Consider the following 16197-nt stretch of genomic DNA (forward strand, 5'->3'; position numbering starts at 1 on the left):
TTTCGGTGATCAGGGGATTAGGCAAACCCGTTTCGGCACGTTAGCACTCCGGTTTCGTGAGATCACAACCGGAGAATGCCGCACATGCGCCGTGCCCTGCTTGCAACTACAGCACTGCTAGCCGCCCTGATGACCGCAAACGCAGTGCAAGGGCGGGAACCACCGCGTCTGCTGCAGCATCCGAGCCTTTCGGCGACCGACATTGCCTTCGATTATGCCGGCGCGATCTGGACCGTGCCCCGGACCGGCGGGGCCGCGCGCGTGCTGGTGACGGGGCAGGGTGACAACAGTCGTCCGGTGTTTTCGCCCGATGGTACGATGATTGCGTTTACCGGCAGGTTTGACGGCAATCGCGATGTCTATGTGGTGCCGGCCGCGGGCGGTGTGCCGCGCCGGTTGACCTGGCACCCGGGACCCGATGTCGCGCTTGGCTGGTCGGCCGATGGCAAGAGCATCCTGTTTCGCTCCGTGCGCGAGACGGCGCGCGATCTGCAGCGCTTTTACCTTGTGCCGGTGGGCGGCGGTGATCCCCGCCCGGTGCCGTTGCCTTCGGGCGACGACGGCGCGTTGAGCGCGGATGGCAGCCATATCGCCTACACCCCGTTCAGCCAATGGCAGCCGGCATGGAAGCAGTATCGCGGCGGGCAGACCGACCGTATCTGGATCGCGGACCTCAAGGACAGTTCGGTCGTCACGATCCCGCGCGAAAACTCGAACGATCGCAATCCGATGTTCGTGGGCGATGATGTCTATTTCCTGTCCGATCGTGACGGGCCACGCACGCTTTATCGCTATGCCGGCAAGGGCGGCACGGTCACCCAGGTAATCCGCAACGACCGAGGGTTCGACATGGCCTCGGCCTCGGCAGGGCCGGGCGGGATCGTGATCGACCATTTCGGCAAGATCGAGGTCTATGACCTTGCCACCGGCGCAGTATCGCGACCCGCGATCACAATCGGGGCTGAGGCACCTTCGCTGCGGCCCCATGTCAAGGATCTCGATGCGGACGACATTGCGGCAGCGGTGCTTACGCCCTCGGGCAAGCGCATGGTGGTCGAGGCGCATGGCGAGATCATCTCGGTGCCCGCCGAGAAGGGCGATGCCCGCAATCTGACACAGACGCCGGGCGTGGCCGAACGCGATCCGGCGGCCTCGCCCGATGGCAAGTCGGTGGCCTATTTCAGCGATGAGAGCGGCGAATACGCGCTGCATATCCGCGCTGCGGACGGCACCGGCACGGTGCGCAAGATCGATCTCGGCACGCCGGCTTCGTACTTCTATGCGCCGCTGTGGTCGCCGGATTCGAAGCGCATCGTGTTCCATGACAAGCGGCTCAATCTGTGGCTGGTCGATCTGACGGCGGCTGCGCCCAAACCGGCCAGGATCGCGACCGACCGTTATGACAGCCCCGAGCACAATTTCGATCCGGCCTGGTCGCCCGATAGCCGCTATCTGGCCTATGCGGTGCAAGGCACCAACCACCTCCACACGATCATGATCCACACGCTTGCCACCGGCACCGCGCAGGCGCTGACGGACGGGATGAGCGACGCGGTTTCGCCCCGGTTCGACGCGGGCGGCGAGGTGCTCTACTTCATCGCCAACACCAGCCGCGGGCTGGGCGCGGGCTGGCTCGACATGTCGAGCCTTGGGCGCGCGAGCGACGGCGCGGTCTATGCGGCGGTGCTGAAGAAGGACGGGGCCGCGCCTACGGCCTTGCAAAGCGACGAGGAAAGCGGGGCGGATGCCAAGGCTGGCGACAAGCCGGCCAAGGCAGACGATGCGAAGGCCGGCAAGGACAGCAAGGACAGCAAGGACAGCAAGGACAGCAAGGCTGCTGCCGCGCCCAAGCCGGTGCAGATCGATTTCGCCGGGCTCGACCAGCGCATCGTCGCGCTCGATCTTCCCGTGGCGCACTATGTCGGGCTGTTTGCGGCCGAGGCCGGGACGGTCCTGGCCGTTACTGCGCCGGTCGTTTTCACCGATCACGACCTGATCGACGAAAGCGATGCGCCGGTGCCGGTCTCGGTTGTCCGCTACGACACCAAGGCGCGCAAGCCCGCGACCATCGTTGACGGGGCCGATTCCGGTTCGCTGTCGGTCTCGGCAGATGGCAAGAAGCTGCTCTTCGCGCGTCAGGGGCACCGCTTCCTTGCCTCGACCGGCGCGCCATCGGAGGGCGACAAGCCGGCAGCGGTTAAGTTTGCAGCCTCGATCTCTGTCGATCCGATGGCCGAATGGCGCCAGATGTATCACGAGGTGTGGCGGATCGAGCGAGATTTCCTCTACGATCCCAAGGCGCACGGCCTCGATCTTGCGCGGGCGGAGAAGCTCTATGCGCCGTTCCTGGCGGGGCTGGGCAGCCGCGCCGAACTGAACGCGTTGTTCGAGGAGATGACGGGGCACATCGGCGTTGGCCATACGTTCGTGAACGGCGGCGAAGGGCCGAAGCAGAATGCAGTGAGCACTGGCCTGCTCGGGGCCGATTTCGAACAAGTGGCAGGGCACTACCGCTTCCGCACGGTGCTCAAGGGCGAAAGCTGGAACCCGGGATTGCAGGCACCGCTGGCACAGCCCGGTGCCGAGGTGAAGGCCGGAGAGTATCTGCTGGCGATCAACGGTCGCCCGGTCGATCCGGCAAACGAAGTCTACAAGGGCTTCGAGGGGCTGGCCGGCAGGCAGACTGTGCTTACGGTCGGGCCGAACCCGGACGGGACCGGTTCCCGGGCAGTCAAAGTCGTGCCCATTGCACGCGATATTCCGCTGCGGTTGCACAGCTGGATGGAAGCCAACCGGCAGCTGGTCGACAAGCTTTCGGGCGGCAAGCTGGGCTATGTCTATCTGCCCGATACCGCGGGCGGCGGTTTTACGAACTTCAACCGCTACTACTTCGCGCAGGTCGGCAAGCAGGGGATGATCATCGACGAGCGCTTCAATCACGGCGGCGATATTGCCGACTACATCGTCGATCAGTTGAAGCGTACCCCGCAGATGGTCAATTCGACCCGCGAAGGCGAGCCGATGGTCGAGCCTGCGCAGGCGATCTTCGGGCCCAAGGTCATGCTGATCAACGAGCTGTCGGGTTCGGGCGGCGATGCGCTGCCCTGGCTGTTCCGCAAGGCGGGCGTGGGGACGCTGGTCGGCACGCGCACCTGGGGCGGGCTGATCGGCATCGGCGGTTATCCGGCGCTGATGGACGGCGGCATGGTCACCGCGCCGCGCTGGGCGATCTATGGCACGGGCGGGCAGTGGGAAGTCGAGAACATCGGCATTCCGCCGGACGTGGAAGTCGTGCAGGATCCGGCGCAACAGCGGCTGGGTCATGATCCGCAGCTTGAAGCCGGTGTTCGCATCGCGCTCGAGGCCCTCGCCAAATCGCCACCGCCGACGTTTGTCCAGCCTGCCGCGCCGGACAAGAAGCCGGTCCTGCCAGACAGTCTGGACTAACAATCTAAGTAAAATGCCGGATTTACCGGGAAAGCATGACCGCCGGGCTGTTTCATGGCCCGGCGGTCGCAGGATTGGCGCAATTGCGCGCGTTGCACAGCCCTGCCCGGACTGCGCCGCAGCCTTGCCGCTGCAAGGAAATTTAACCCTTATCCGCTAACCCGCCTCGCAACGGATTGGACTGCACCCGCCGTACCTCGCGCTCGGAATTGCTGGCGAGAGGCGGTCGGCGGGGTGCACGCGGGGAACCAGAATGGTTGAAATCGTCAAGGTCGGCGGCGAATTGCTGGTCAATACCGAGGTTGCGGGCTTTCAGGAAATGCCCTCGATCACCGGGCTTTCGGGCGGCGGCTTCGTGGCGACCTGGACCGACTATTCGGGCGTGAGCGGCCTCGGCGTGGCCAAGGCGCAGCTCTACAGCGCGGCGGGCACCAAGGTGGGCGGCGAGTTTGCGGTGGCAAGCGGCGCGGCGACCGATCAGTCGTTCCCCACGGTATCGAGCCTTGCGGGCGGCGGGTTCGTGGTGACCTGGACCGAAGCGGGCATCCAATCGGACTACAAGATCAAGGCGCAGGTCTACAATGCGAGCGGGGCGGTGGTGACGCCGTCCTTCCTCGTCAACAGCACGACCTGGACGCAGCAGGGCGGCAATAACGTGCCCGGCAACCACAACCCCACGATCACCGGCCTTTCCGGCGGCGGTTTCGTGGTGACCTGGCAGGACTATGCGGGGTCCGCTGGCGATGCGAGCGGCGCGGGGATCCTCTCGCAGCTCTACAGCGCGGCGGGCGTGCCGGTGGGCAGCGCCGCTCGGGTCAACACCCAGACCACCGGCGACCAGACCCAGCCGACGGTGACCAGCCTTGCCAGCGGCGGCTATGTCGTGACTTGGATGGACGGCACTGCGTCTGGCACGGCGATGAAGGCGCAGCTCTTCAGCGCGGCGGGGGCTATGATCGGCGGCGAAATCGCGGTCGATGCCAAACTGCTCAATGATCAGGCGTTGCCGGTGGTCACGGGGCTGGCGACCGGCGGCTTCGTCGTCGCGTGGCAGGATTCGAACCCGGCAAGCGGTCAGCCCGATACGCTGATCCGCGCGCAGGTGTTCAGCGCGGCGGGGGCCAAGGTGGGCGGATCGCTTGTTGTCAGCGATACGAGCGCAGGCGAGCGCGACTTCCCGGCGATCGCGGGCCTGCCCAATGGCGGCTTCGTGGTGACGTGGCAGCACTTTGTCAGCCCAACGAACAGCGACATCAAGGCGCAGGTCTTCGATGGCGATGGCACCAGGCTGGGCGGCGAAATGCTGATCAACACGGTGACGGCGGGCTATCAGGAGCGCCCGGTGATCACCAGCGTGACCGGGGACGGCTTCGTCATCGCGTGGGGCGATGGCAGCGGGCTTGGCGGCGACGCCGACGGCACCAGCATCAAGGCGCAGCTCTACACCTACGGCATCTACAACGTGATCACCGGCACCGACGGGATCGACGCGCTGACCGGCACGACCAGCGACGATCACCTGATCGGCCTTGCCAGCAATGACACGCTGACGGGCCTCGGCGGCAACGACCTGCTCGATGGCGGCACGGGCAGCGACACGATGATCGGCGGGCTCGGTGATGACATCTACGTCGTCGACGTGGCCGGCGATGTGGTGACCGAGCTCACCGGGCAGGGCACCGATACGGTGCAGACGAAGCTGGCGAGCTATCTGCTGGGCAACAATGTCGAGAACCTGACCTTTACCGACAATGCTGCGCATACCGGCGTCGGCAATGCGCTGAACAATGTGCTCACGGGCGGCGGCGGCGCGGACAACCTCAACGGTGGGGCGGGTGCGGACCGCATGGTCGGCGGGCTGGGCAACGACACCTACACCGTCGATAACATCGGTGACACGACGATCGAGGCTGCGGGCGGGGGGACCGATACGGTTTCCGCCTCGATCAGCTGGACGCTGGCGGTCAATGTCGAGAACCTGGTGCTTTCGGGCACGGCCGCGATCAACGGCACCGGCAATGACGATGCAAACTCGCTGAACGGCAACAGCGGCGCCAACGTGCTGACGGGGCTTGGCGGGAACGACACGCTCAACGGCGGTGCGGGTGCCGATACCATGATCGGCGGCCTGGGCAACGATACCTACGTTGTCGACAATGCGGGCGACGTGACCACCGAGGCGGCGGGCGAGGGGACTGATGGCGTCTCGTCCTCGATCAGCTGGACGCTGGCGGCCAATGTCGAGAACCTGACGCTGTCCGGCTCGGCGGCGATCAATGGCACGGGCAACACCGATGCCAACGTGATCAACGGCAATAGCGCGGCCAACGTGCTCACCGGGCTGGGCGGCAACGATACGCTGAACGGCGGCGCCGGGGCGGATACGATGGTCGGCGGGCTGGGTGACGACAGCTATGTCGTCGACAACGCGGGCGATGTGGTGACCGAACTCGCAGGGCAGGGCACCGACCTCGTCGTGTCCTCGATTACCTGGACGCTGGGCGCCAATCTCGAGAACCTGACGCTTTCCGGCAGCGCGGCGAACAATGCCACGGGCAACGCGGATGCCAACGTGCTCGTCGGCAATTCGGGCGCGAACAGGCTGACGGGCCTTGGCGGCAACGATACGCTGAATGGCGGAGCGGGCAGCGACACGATGATCGGCGGTCTGGGCGATGATGCCTATATCGTCGATTCGACCGGCGATGTGGTGACCGAACTGGTCGGCGAGGGCACCGATGTCGTGCAGACGACGCTTTCGAGCTATACGCTGGCGGCGAATGTCGAGAACCTGACGTTCACGAATTCCTCCGCGCATACCGGCATCGGCAATGCGCTGGCCAACGTGATCACCGGCAATGCGGGCAACGATACGCTGAACGGCGGCGCAGGGGCGGATACGCTGGTGGGCGGCTTCGGCAACGACAGCTATGTGGTCGACGATGCAGGCGACGCGGTGACCGAATTTGCCGGGCAGGGCACCGACCTTGTCACCGCGTCGGTCAGCTATACGATCTCCGCCAATGTCGAGAACCTGACGCTTTCGGGCACAGCGGCGATCAACGGCACCGGCAATACCGATGCCAACGTGCTGACCGGCAACAGCGGCGCCAACGTGCTCACCGGCCTCGGCGGCAACGACACGCTGAATGGCGGGGCGGGCAACGACACCATGATCGGCGGGCTGGGCGATGACATCTATGTCGTCGACGCGGCGGGCGATGTGGTGACCGAACTGGTCGGCGAGGGCACGGACACGGTGCAGACCACGCTGGCGAGCCATACCCTGGCTGCGAACGTCGAGCGGCTGACCTTCACCAACGGCTCCTCGCACACCGGCATCGGCAACGCGCTGGCCAACGTGATCACCGGCAATACCGGCAACGATGTACTCGACGGCGGCGCGGGCGCGGATACGCTGATCGGGGGCGCGGGGAACGACAGCTATATCGTCGACAACGCGGGCGATGTGACCACCGAACTGGCGGCGCAAGGGACCGATCTCGTCACTGCCTCGATCAGCTGGACGCTGGCCGCCAACATCGAAAACCTGACGCTTTCGGGCACGGCGGCGCTAAGCGGCACCGGCACCAACGAGGCCAACGTACTGACGGGCAACAGCGGCAATAATGTGCTGACGGGCCTTGGCGGGAACGACACGCTGAACGGCGGGGCCGGCAGCGACACCATGATCGGCGGGCTGGGCGACGACATTTACGTCGTCGACGCGGCGGGCGATGTCGTCACCGAACTCGCGGGCGAGGGCACCGATACGGTGCAGACCGTGCTGGCGTCCTACACGCTGGGCGCGAATGTCGAGCGGCTGACCTTCACCAACTCCTCAGGCCACACCGGCATCGGCAACGCGCTTGCCAACGTGATCACCGGCAACAGCGGCGCAGATGTGCTTGATGGCGGCGCGGGCGCCGATACGCTGATCGGCGGCAGCGGCAACGACAACTACATCGTCGACAACGCGCTGGACGTGACGACCGAGGCGGCGGGCGGCGGGACCGACCTCGTGACGGCATCGCTCAGCTGGACGCTTGCAGTGAACGTGGAGAACCTCACGCTTTCGGGCAGCGCGGCGATCGACGGCACCGGCAATGCGCTCGGCAACGTGCTGACCGGCAATTCCGGGAACAACGTGCTTTCGGGGCTCGACGGCAATGATACGCTGACCGGCGGGTTGGGGGCTGACACGCTGCTGGGCGGGATCGGCAATGATCGGCTCGTCGGCGGTCTGGGCAACGATACGCTGAATGGCGGGACGGGGACGGACACCTTCGTGTTCGATACCGCGCCCAATGCCGCGACGAATTTCGATACGCTGCAGGACTTCGCCTCCGGCACCGACAAGCTCTCGTTCAGCCGCGCTGTCTACACCGGCTTTGCGGCGACGGGGGCGATGAGCGTCGATGCGTTCTGGTCGGGCACGGGGGTGAATACGGCGCACGATGCAACCGACCGGTTCATCTACAACACCGCGACCGGGGTATTGTGGTATGACGCGGACGGCACGGGGGCGACCGCTGCGGTGCAAATTGCCCAGCTGACAGGGGCACCGGCGCTGGCGTTTACCGATTTCCTGATCGCGGTCTGATCGCCTGAATCTCACTCACCCCTCCGCAGCGATCATTCGCGCCAGCGTCTGACGGAAGCGGAATGAGGCAAGGTCGTTCTTGAGGTCGATGGTAGGCGTGGGGCTGGTTTCCATGCCGATCTGCACGGCGTTGAGGATCACGCGGTCCTCCTCAAAGGCGTGCTTCACGTCGGCCGTGAATTCTTCTGATACGGCCGCATCATCGGGCGCGAAGTTCCTCAGCTGGAACCAGAAATAGCGCGTCTGGCGGGCGCTTACGGGTGTCAGGAAATTGAAGCTGTCCATGCAGAACGCATCTGGATGCAGCGGCGTGTCATGACCGCCGGAGCCGGCCGGCACGAACACCGCCTTGATCACCGCATTCGATGGGTAGCGCATCTCGTAGTGCTGGTAGCGATCGGCGTGGCCGGTGAATTTCAGGAATTTGGCGTAGAACGGCGCGGGCGCGGTATCCATGAGCCAGCGCGCGGCAGTGACGCCATCGGGCGCCGAGAGGGTTTCGATCGGCACGGCGGCGCAGGAGGCATCGCCGAACGAGCCGGGGTGGACCCAGGTGACATGGGTGGGATCGAGCAGGTTGTCGACCACATAGAGGTAGTGGCAATCGACCTGCATCATGGGCCCGCGATTGTAGCCCCAATCGGGCGAGCCCCACTGCGGAATGTCGACGATTGTCGCCGGGTCCGCCTTGGTCGGATCGCCCATCCATATCCACACGAGACCATAGCGTTCCGCCAGCGGATAGCTGCGCACGCAGGCTTTCGGCAGGGCGGTCTGCGTCGGTGCGGCCACGCAAGTGCCGCTGCGATCAAAGGCGAGACCGTGATAGCCGCAGACCAGCGTGTCGCCCTCGCGCCGACCCATCGAAAGCGGCAGCTTGCGGTGCGGGCAGGCATCTTCGAGCGCGACGGGCTGGCCGTCCTCGGCGCGGAACAGCACCACCCGCTCGCCCAGAATTTCAAGCGAGGTCAGTGCATCGGTGATCGCATCGGCCCAGTCCGCGACATACCACGCGTTCCTGAGCCAGCCTTCGGCACCGTGGCCGCTGCTGCCCCCTCGGCTCACCCTTTGGCTTCCGCCGCCTGTTCGTGGTGGCGGATCACTTCCTCGATGATGAAGCGCAGGAACTTCTCGCTGAATTCGGGATCGAGCTTGGCATCGACCGCCAGCGCGCGCAGGCGGGCGATCTGACGCTCCTCGCGCGCGATGTCGCTGGCCGGGAGCTGATGCGCCGCCTTGTAAGCGCCAACCGCCTGGGTGATGCGGAATCGCTCGGCCAGAATATGGATCATCGCCGCGTCGATATTGTCTATGCTCTGGCGGTAGCCGGCCAGAACCGGGTCTTCGCTCATCCCAAATCTCCGTTCACCTGCCCCGCCTCGAGGGGGCTGATGCCCACTGTGGCACAAGTTGCATCTTGCCAAGCGCCGGTGAGCAGGCCAAGCGGACGGGCGATGACTGCATCCATCCACTCGCTCCCCCGTCGCGCCGAGCCATCGCTGCAGCCGCTTATGGCGCTCGTGGCCGAAGGTATGAACAGTGTCAACGAAGTGATCCTCGGCCGGATGCAATCACGCATCCCGCTGATCCCGGCACTCGCTGGCCATCTCATCGCCGGTGGCGGCAAGCGCATGCGCCCGATGCTGACCCTCGCGAGCGCTTCACTGCTGGGATATGGCGGCAGCCGCCACTACAAGCTGGCTGCGACGGTGGAATTTATCCACACCGCCACCTTGCTGCACGATGATGTGGTCGATGGGTCGGACATGCGGCGCGGCAAGAAGGCCGCCAACATCATCTACGGCAACCCGGCGACGGTGCTGGTGGGCGATTTCCTGTTCAGCCGCAGTTTCGAACTGATGGTCGAGGATGGCAGCCTCAAGGTGCTGAAAATCCTCTCAAATGCCTCCGCCGTTATCGCCGAGGGCGAGGTCGATCAGCTTGTCGCACAGCGGCAGGTGGAAACGAGCGAGGAACGCTACCTCGCGATCATCAACGCCAAGACCGCCGCGCTGTTTGCCGCGGCCTGCCGCATCGCCGCCGTGGTGGCGGAGCGCAACGAGGCCGACGAGCTGGCTCTCGATTCGTATGGCCGCAATCTCGGCATCGCGTTCCAGCTGGCGGATGATGCGATCGACTACGATTCGGACGCCTCCGAAATGGGCAAGGACCAGGGCGACGACTTCCGCGAGGGCAAGATGACCCTGCCGGTGATCCTCGCCTATGCACGCGGCTCAGCCGAGGAGCGCACCTTCTGGCAGGAAGCGATTGCGGGGGATCGCAACAGCGATGCCGATTTGGCCCATGCCATTGCGCTGATCCGCAAACACGAGGCCGTGAACGCGACCCGCGAACGCGCCCGCCACTATGCCCAGCGCGCGATCGATGCGATTGCCAAGTTCCCGGCCGGGGCGGCCAAGGCGGCGATGACTGAAGCGGCGGAGTTTGCGGTCGCGCGGCGGTACTAGGAGCGCTGGCTGGCTGCGGATTCGGGGAAGCGCGCGCCGAAGGGCTCGCCCGGCAGACGAGCCGAATTCGCGACGAAGCTGACGGTGTGATAGGCGCCGCACAGCGCGAAAATCTCGAGCTGTTGTTCCTTCGTCCAGGCGGCGGTGAAAGCCGTGTGGAGCGTATCATCCATCCGTCCATCGCGGCACAGCGCGTCGATTGCGGCGAGCAGGCCAGCCTCGGTTTCACTCCACAGCGCAGGGTCGATTGCGACGGCTGTCGTTGCGGCGATCTGTTCTGGCGAAAGGCGCGCAGCCTTGGCGAAGATGCTGACATGGACGCCCCACTCGTACTCGCAACGGCGGTTTGCAGTCGTGCGCAGGATGACGATCTCGCGCATGCGCAGCGGCAGCGGGCTCTCCCGGTCGAGCAGATTGGGCACGCCTTTGCGCAGAAAGCGCAGGCTGTTGGCGAAGGTGCGGAACAGCGAGAGGAGATAGCCGTCCTGCTGCGGATACCCTGCCAGGATTGCGGCAATCTCCGGAGGATAGGGCGCGGCAAGCGGGGCGAGCTGGTTGGTCATCACGCGTTCCTTCTGCTACAAGATCGATAGCGGAAGTATGCTACAAAAAATGTAGCGTCAAGCAGGAGAGCGTACGTGGCCAAGCTTCCCGGAATGCCGGTCAGGGGATCGCAGACCGGGCGGCCGATCATGGTGCTGCTCGATGTGCTGGGGCAGCGCTGGACGCTGCGCCTGCTGTGGGAGTTGAGACAGGGCCCGGCGACGTTCCGGGCGCTGCGGACGCGCTGCGACGACGTTTCACCGACGCTGCTCAACCAGCGCCTCAAGGATCTGCGCGAACTGGCGCTGATCGAGCAGGGCGAGGCGGGCAATGCGCTGACCGAGCACGGCATGGCGCTGGCGCGGCGGCTGGCCACGCTCGACGCGTGGGCCAACGAATGGGCGGCGATGCTCGAGGTGCGGGGCGGCTGAGTGCAGTTTTTTGCAGCTATGGATCCCCGCCTTCGCGGGGATGACGACATAAAGAAACTCTGTTGCAGAAGGTTTCGTCATTCCCGCGAAGGCGGGAATCCAGAGCGGCTGAGCCTCACCCCATCGGGTACATGATCTCGCGGCTCACCGCGTTGACGGCCTTCATCGCCTCTTCCGGCAAGACCAGATCGGCGGCAGCGAAGATCGGGGCGCATTGTTCCTCGGTCGTCACGCCGACGATGGTCGATGCGACGAAATCGTGCTGCTTTGACCAGGCGACCGCGAATGTCACCGGATCGAGGCCGTGCTCGGCAGCGATCGCGGCGAAGCGCTCGGCGGATTCGATCGACTTCTCGTTGACGAAGCGGCGGGCCATGCTGGCCTGACGGCCGCCCATTTCGAGGTACTTCGAGAAACGTGCGCCGTCGGGCCGGGCGCCGCCGCTGTACTTGCAGGCGAGCACGCCGCCGCCGATGGGCGAATAGGGGATGAGGCTCACGCCTTCCTTGCGGCAGACCTGCGCCAGTTCATCTTCGAAGCGGCGGTTGTTGAGGCTGAAGTTGTTCTGGATCGTGTGATAGCGCGCGGCGCCGACGGCCTTGGCCGCCTCGATTGACTTCATCAGGCCCCACGAGGTTTCGTTCGAGCAACCGAGCACGCGCACCTTTCCCGCGCGGACGAGTTCGTCGAGCACTTCCATCGTCTCTTCATAAGGCGTGTCGTGATCGGGCCAGTGGGTCTGGTAGAGGTCGATGTAGTCGGTGCCGAGCTTGGTGAGGCTGTCCTCCACCGCCTTGATGATGTTGTGCCGGTCGAGCGCGGTCATGCCATTGCGCTTGGGGCTCTTGAACCAGACGTGGCTGGGGCCAGAGACTTTGGTGGCCATGATGATCGCATCACGCGGCTTGGTTTTCATCCACTTGCCGACGATTTCCTCGGTGCGGCCGACCCACTTCGCATCGGGCGGCACGGGATAACCTTCCGCCGTATCGTAGAAGTTGATGCCGGCATCGTAGCTCATGTCGAGGATGCGAAGGGCGGTGGCCTCATCGGCCTGGCTGCCGAAGGTCATCGTGCCCATGCAGATATCGGAAACAACGATGGCGGATGTGCCGAGGCGGCGGTGTTGCATGTTTGGCGTGCTCCAGAAGTTTGGGTGAAGGTGGCGCTGGGCTGCGGGCCGGTCAAGCCGCGCGGGTGCTAGCGAAAGTGTGAATGGGTCAGTGCGGGCGCTTGCCGATCAGCCACCACACGGCGCTGGCGGCGAGCAGCGCGGCGGCGGCAATGAGGGCGGCGATCACCGTGCCGCCGGCGAGTATGCTCGTGAGGAGCGCGACGAGAATTTCGATGCTGGTCCTCATGGGCAGCGCCCTAGCATGGATTGCAGGGGCCGAAGAGGGTGCTTAGGGCAAAGCGTGTGAGTGACCTTCCGATCCATGCCGTTTTCCCACAGTTGCTGGATGCCTTGCGCGCCAGAACTTCGGCCGTGCTGATTGCGCCGCCGGGGGCGGGCAAGACGACGGCAGTGGCGCCCGCGCTAATCCGCGAGCCGTGGTGCAAGGGGCAGGTGATCGTGCTCAGCCCCCGGCGCGTGGCCGCGCGGGCGGCAGCGGAGCGCATGGCCGAACTGATGGGGGAGCAGCCGGGCGAGACGGTCGGCTATGTCACCCGGCTTGATGCCAAGCGCTCGGCCAAGACGCGGATCGTGGTGATGACCGAGGCGATCTTCGTTTCCGCATTGCTGGGTGATCCGGAGTTGGCGGGCGTTTCGGCGGTTCTGTTCGACGAGGCGCACGAGCGCGGACTGGGCAGCGATCTCGCGCTGGCGCTGGGACACGAGGCGCAGGGCGTGCTGCGCGATGATCTGCGGCTGGTGGTGATGTCCGCCACATTGGACGGCGCGCGGTTTGCGCGGCTGCTGGGCAATTGCCCGGTGGTGGAAAGCGAGGGCAAAGCGCATCCGCTGGCGATCCGCTGGCTGGGTTCACGACCGGACCTGAAACCGGAGCAGGCGGCGGCCAGCGCGGTGGTGCAGGCGTGGGGCGAGGAGGAGGGCGATGTGCTCGTGTTTCTGCCCGGCGTTGCGCAGATCGAGCGGTGCGCGGACTTGCTCGCGCAGCGGTTGCCGCAGGCGCTCGTGCTGCCGCTGCATGGGCAAGTGGAGCCGGCAGGCCAGCGCGCGGCGATCCGGCGTGATCCGCAGGGGCGGCGGCGGGTGGTGCTGGCGACGAGCATTGCCGAAACCTCGCTGACCCTGGACGGCGTGCGGATCGTGGTCGATGCAGGGCTTTCGCGGCGGTCGGAGTTCGACAAGGCGGCGGGCGTCTCGCGGCTGGTGACGGTGCGGGCGAGTCAGGCTTCGGCAGCGCAGCGGGCGGGGCGCGCGGCGCGGCAGGGCCCGGGCGTGGCCTATCGTTTGTGGGAAGAGGCAGGCCATGCGGGACGCGAGGCGTTCGATCCGCCGGAAATCCTGACCAGCGACCTGACGCCCTTGGCGCTGACTTTGGCGCAATGGGGCGCTGGCGATCCGGCGGCGATGGCGTGGATCGATCCGCCGCCGGCGGCCGCAATGGCAGCGGCGCGCGCGGCACTGGCGGCGCTTGGGGCGCTCGACGGCGAAGACAGGATCACACCGCATGGGCAGGCGATGGCCTCGCTGCCGATGGAGCCAGCCTTGGCGCATATGCTGCTCTACGCGGCGGCGCGAGGGCAGGCGGAGGACGCGGCGCGGTTGGCGCTGCTGCTGCAGGAGCGCGGGCTGGGCGGGCGCGGCGAGGACCTTGCCGCGCGGCTGGAGCGCTGGGGGCGCGAGCGTGGAGGCCGGGCAGAGGCTTCGCGCAAGTTGGCGGCGCGCTGGGCCAAGGCGGCTGAGCGCGCTGCGCAGGATCTGGGCGCGGAGCGGGGGCAGGATGTGCCGCTGGGCGTGCTGCTGGCAGAAGCCTTCCCGGATCGGATCGCGCGGGCACGCGGCTCGAGCGGGGAGGAATGGCTGGCTTCGGGCGGGCGCGGCTACCGGCTCGATCCGGCGAGTTCGCTGGTCCGCGCGGCGTGGCTGGTGATCGGCGATGCGCAGGGCGAGGCAAAGGGCGCGCGGATCACCGCGGCGCTGGCGTTGGCGGAGTCCGACGTTACCCGCCATCTCGCGCACCGGATCGAGGCGCGGCATGCGCTGGCGTGGAATGCCGCAGAGGCCCGTGTCGAGGCGCGGCTGGAGCGGCGACTGGGGGCCGTCGTGCTGGCGCGGGTGCCCGATCCTTCACCGCCAGCGCAGGCGGTGCTTGGCTTGCTGCTGGAGCGGCTGCGAGCCGAGGGGCTGGGGCTGCTGCCGCTGGGCGAGAAGGCCTTGGCGTTGATCGAGCGGGCGCGCTACGCGGGGCTGGCGGAATTGGCTGCAGAGGCGCTGCTGGCCGAGGCTGAGGACTGGCTGGGGCCGCTGCTGGCGGGGCGGCGGGATTTCCAGATCGGTGCGGGCAAGCTCCACGAAGCGCTGCTGGGCCGGCTCGACTGGAACGCGCGGAGCACGCTCGACCGGCTGGCACCGGCGGAGTTCACCTCGCCCGCCGGGACGAGCCACGCGATCGATTATGCGCATGAGGGCGGACCGGCGGTGGAGCTCAGGGTGCAGGCGCTGTTCGGGCTGGACCGGCACCCGACAATCGGCGACCCGCCAAGGCCGCTGCTGCTTTCGCTTACCTCGCCGGGGCAGAAGCCGATCCAGACGACGGCGGACCTACCCGGCTTCTGGCGCGGTTCGTGGCGCGATGTGGTGAAGGACATGAAGGGGCGCTACCCCAAGCACCGCTGGCCGGATGCGCCGTGGGAAGAGGAAGCAAGCCTGAGGACCAAGAACGCGTTTCAGGCGGGGAAGCGCTAGATTGTAAGGGGGGGGGGCGCTGTTGCGCTCTGGATCCCCGCCTTCGCGGGGATGACGACTGAAGCAAAGGAACATCCCAAGAGCTCGTCATTCCCGCGCAGGCGGGAATCCAGAGCGGTTTGCACGCTGCTTCGGGCCATCGCGCACTTGATTTCAAAGCCGATTCGTGGCCAAGGGATCGCCATGACTGCTCGCATCTATCAGCGCCCGAAGAATGCCATGCAATCGGGCAGGTCGCGCACCGACCAGTGGGTTCTCGAATTCGCGCCGGCTGAGGCGCGCAAACCCGATCCGCTGATGGGCTGGGCCGGCTCCGGCGATACGCAGGTGCAAGTGGTGCTGACGTTCGGCTCTGCTGACGAGGCCAAGGCCTATGCCGGCAAGTACGGCATTGCCGCGCATGTCAGCCCGGTTCCGCCGAAGCGGCTCAAGCTGCAGAGCTACGCCGACAACTTCCGGTAGTTGCCCCATCGACCCACCTGCGGTTACCGAGCTCGCCACCTGCATTTTGGGAAGATGGAGAGGTTGCAGTGGTTAGGTTTAGCATCGAGGGTGCAACATGACCGGCGAGCAGGCCGAAATTGAGCATCTGTTCAAAAGCCTTTTGTCTGCACCGATACAGTCGTTTCCGACAAGTGGGCGTCTATCGAAGGACGTTACCTCTGAACAAGGCGTCTATATAATCTATGGAACCGCCGAGCTTGTCCTTCATGTCGGCAAATCAAGTAGAGGGAAAAGAGGCGTTTTTCAGCGTCTGACGAACCATCTAGATGGCTTGTCCTCTTTTGTGATATCCTATTTCCAGAACGATAAGGCACGTGTGCGGACTTG

Annotated in this window: 11 protein-coding genes; 6 read left to right on the top strand and 5 right to left on the bottom strand. The window is 65.8% G+C overall.

Features of this window, described 5'->3' with window-relative positions; translation table 11 throughout:
• Window positions 1-129 precede the first annotated feature (129 nt).
• Both ACO06X_RS17285 and ACO06X_RS17290 read left to right on the top strand, forming a co-directional pair.
• Complete coding sequence (locus tag ACO06X_RS17285; RefSeq protein WP_421837425.1) at window positions 130-3447, top strand: S41 family peptidase; 3318 nt, start codon at window positions 130-132, stop codon at window positions 3445-3447.
• 253 nt (window positions 3448-3700) lie between these two features.
• Window positions 3701-8050 (top strand): beta strand repeat-containing protein, encoded by a 4350-nt coding sequence (locus ACO06X_RS17290; RefSeq protein WP_421837426.1) that lies wholly within the window; start codon window positions 3701-3703, stop codon window positions 8048-8050.
• A gap of 15 nt (window positions 8051-8065) precedes the next feature.
• Here the strand turns inward: ACO06X_RS17290 and ACO06X_RS17295 are convergent, their stop codons facing one another.
• On the bottom strand, window positions 8066-9115 hold the full coding sequence (locus tag ACO06X_RS17295; protein WP_421837427.1) for a Rieske 2Fe-2S domain-containing protein: 1050 nt from the start codon (window positions 9113-9115) through the stop codon (window positions 8066-8068).
• Window positions 9112-9402, bottom strand: a complete 291-nt coding sequence (locus ACO06X_RS17300) for a chorismate mutase (protein ID WP_421837428.1) — start codon at window positions 9400-9402, stop codon at window positions 9112-9114. Before ACO06X_RS17300 ends, ACO06X_RS17295 begins: the two co-directional genes overlap by 4 nt.
• 102 nt (window positions 9403-9504) lie before the next feature.
• On the opposite strand from ACO06X_RS17300, the gene ACO06X_RS17305 reads away from it, so the two are divergent.
• Window positions 9505-10518 (top strand): polyprenyl synthetase family protein, encoded by a 1014-nt coding sequence (locus ACO06X_RS17305; RefSeq protein WP_421837429.1) that lies wholly within the window; start codon window positions 9505-9507, stop codon window positions 10516-10518.
• On the opposite strand, the gene ACO06X_RS17310 is transcribed toward ACO06X_RS17305, so the two are convergent.
• Window positions 10515-11081 (bottom strand): carboxymuconolactone decarboxylase family protein, encoded by a 567-nt coding sequence (locus tag ACO06X_RS17310; protein WP_421837430.1) that lies wholly within the window; start codon window positions 11079-11081, stop codon window positions 10515-10517. The genes ACO06X_RS17305 and ACO06X_RS17310 overlap by 4 nt on opposite strands.
• A 75-nt stretch (window positions 11082-11156) precedes the next feature.
• Between ACO06X_RS17310 and ACO06X_RS17315 the strand changes: the two genes are divergently transcribed.
• Window positions 11157-11492, top strand: coding sequence for a winged helix-turn-helix transcriptional regulator (locus tag ACO06X_RS17315; RefSeq protein ID WP_421837431.1), 336 nt, complete (start codon window positions 11157-11159; stop codon window positions 11490-11492).
• Window positions 11493-11607: 115 nt separating this feature from the next.
• Here the strand turns inward: ACO06X_RS17315 and ACO06X_RS17320 are convergent, their stop codons facing one another.
• Window positions 11608-12624: an aldo/keto reductase gene (locus ACO06X_RS17320; protein ID WP_421837432.1), complete on the bottom strand. Its 1017-nt coding sequence runs from the start codon at window positions 12622-12624 to the stop codon at window positions 11608-11610.
• A gap of 88 nt (window positions 12625-12712) precedes the next feature.
• Window positions 12713-12853, bottom strand: coding sequence for a hypothetical protein (locus ACO06X_RS17325; RefSeq protein WP_298169376.1), 141 nt, complete (start codon window positions 12851-12853; stop codon window positions 12713-12715).
• Window positions 12854-12909: 56 nt separating this feature from the next.
• Between ACO06X_RS17325 and hrpB the strand changes: the two genes are divergently transcribed.
• Together hrpB and ACO06X_RS17335 are read left to right on the top strand one after the other, a co-directional pair.
• Window positions 12910-15366, top strand: coding sequence for an ATP-dependent helicase HrpB (gene hrpB, locus ACO06X_RS17330; RefSeq protein WP_421837433.1), 2457 nt, complete (start codon window positions 12910-12912; stop codon window positions 15364-15366).
• A 183-nt stretch (window positions 15367-15549) separates the two neighbouring features.
• Complete coding sequence (locus ACO06X_RS17335) at window positions 15550-15828, top strand: ETC complex I subunit (RefSeq protein ID WP_421837434.1); 279 nt, start codon at window positions 15550-15552, stop codon at window positions 15826-15828.
• Window positions 15829-16197 lie beyond the last annotated feature (369 nt).

Origin of the sequence: Novosphingobium sp. (assembly GCF_965229225.1) — a bacterium.
Lineage (GTDB): Bacteria > Pseudomonadota > Alphaproteobacteria > Sphingomonadales > Sphingomonadaceae > Novosphingobium.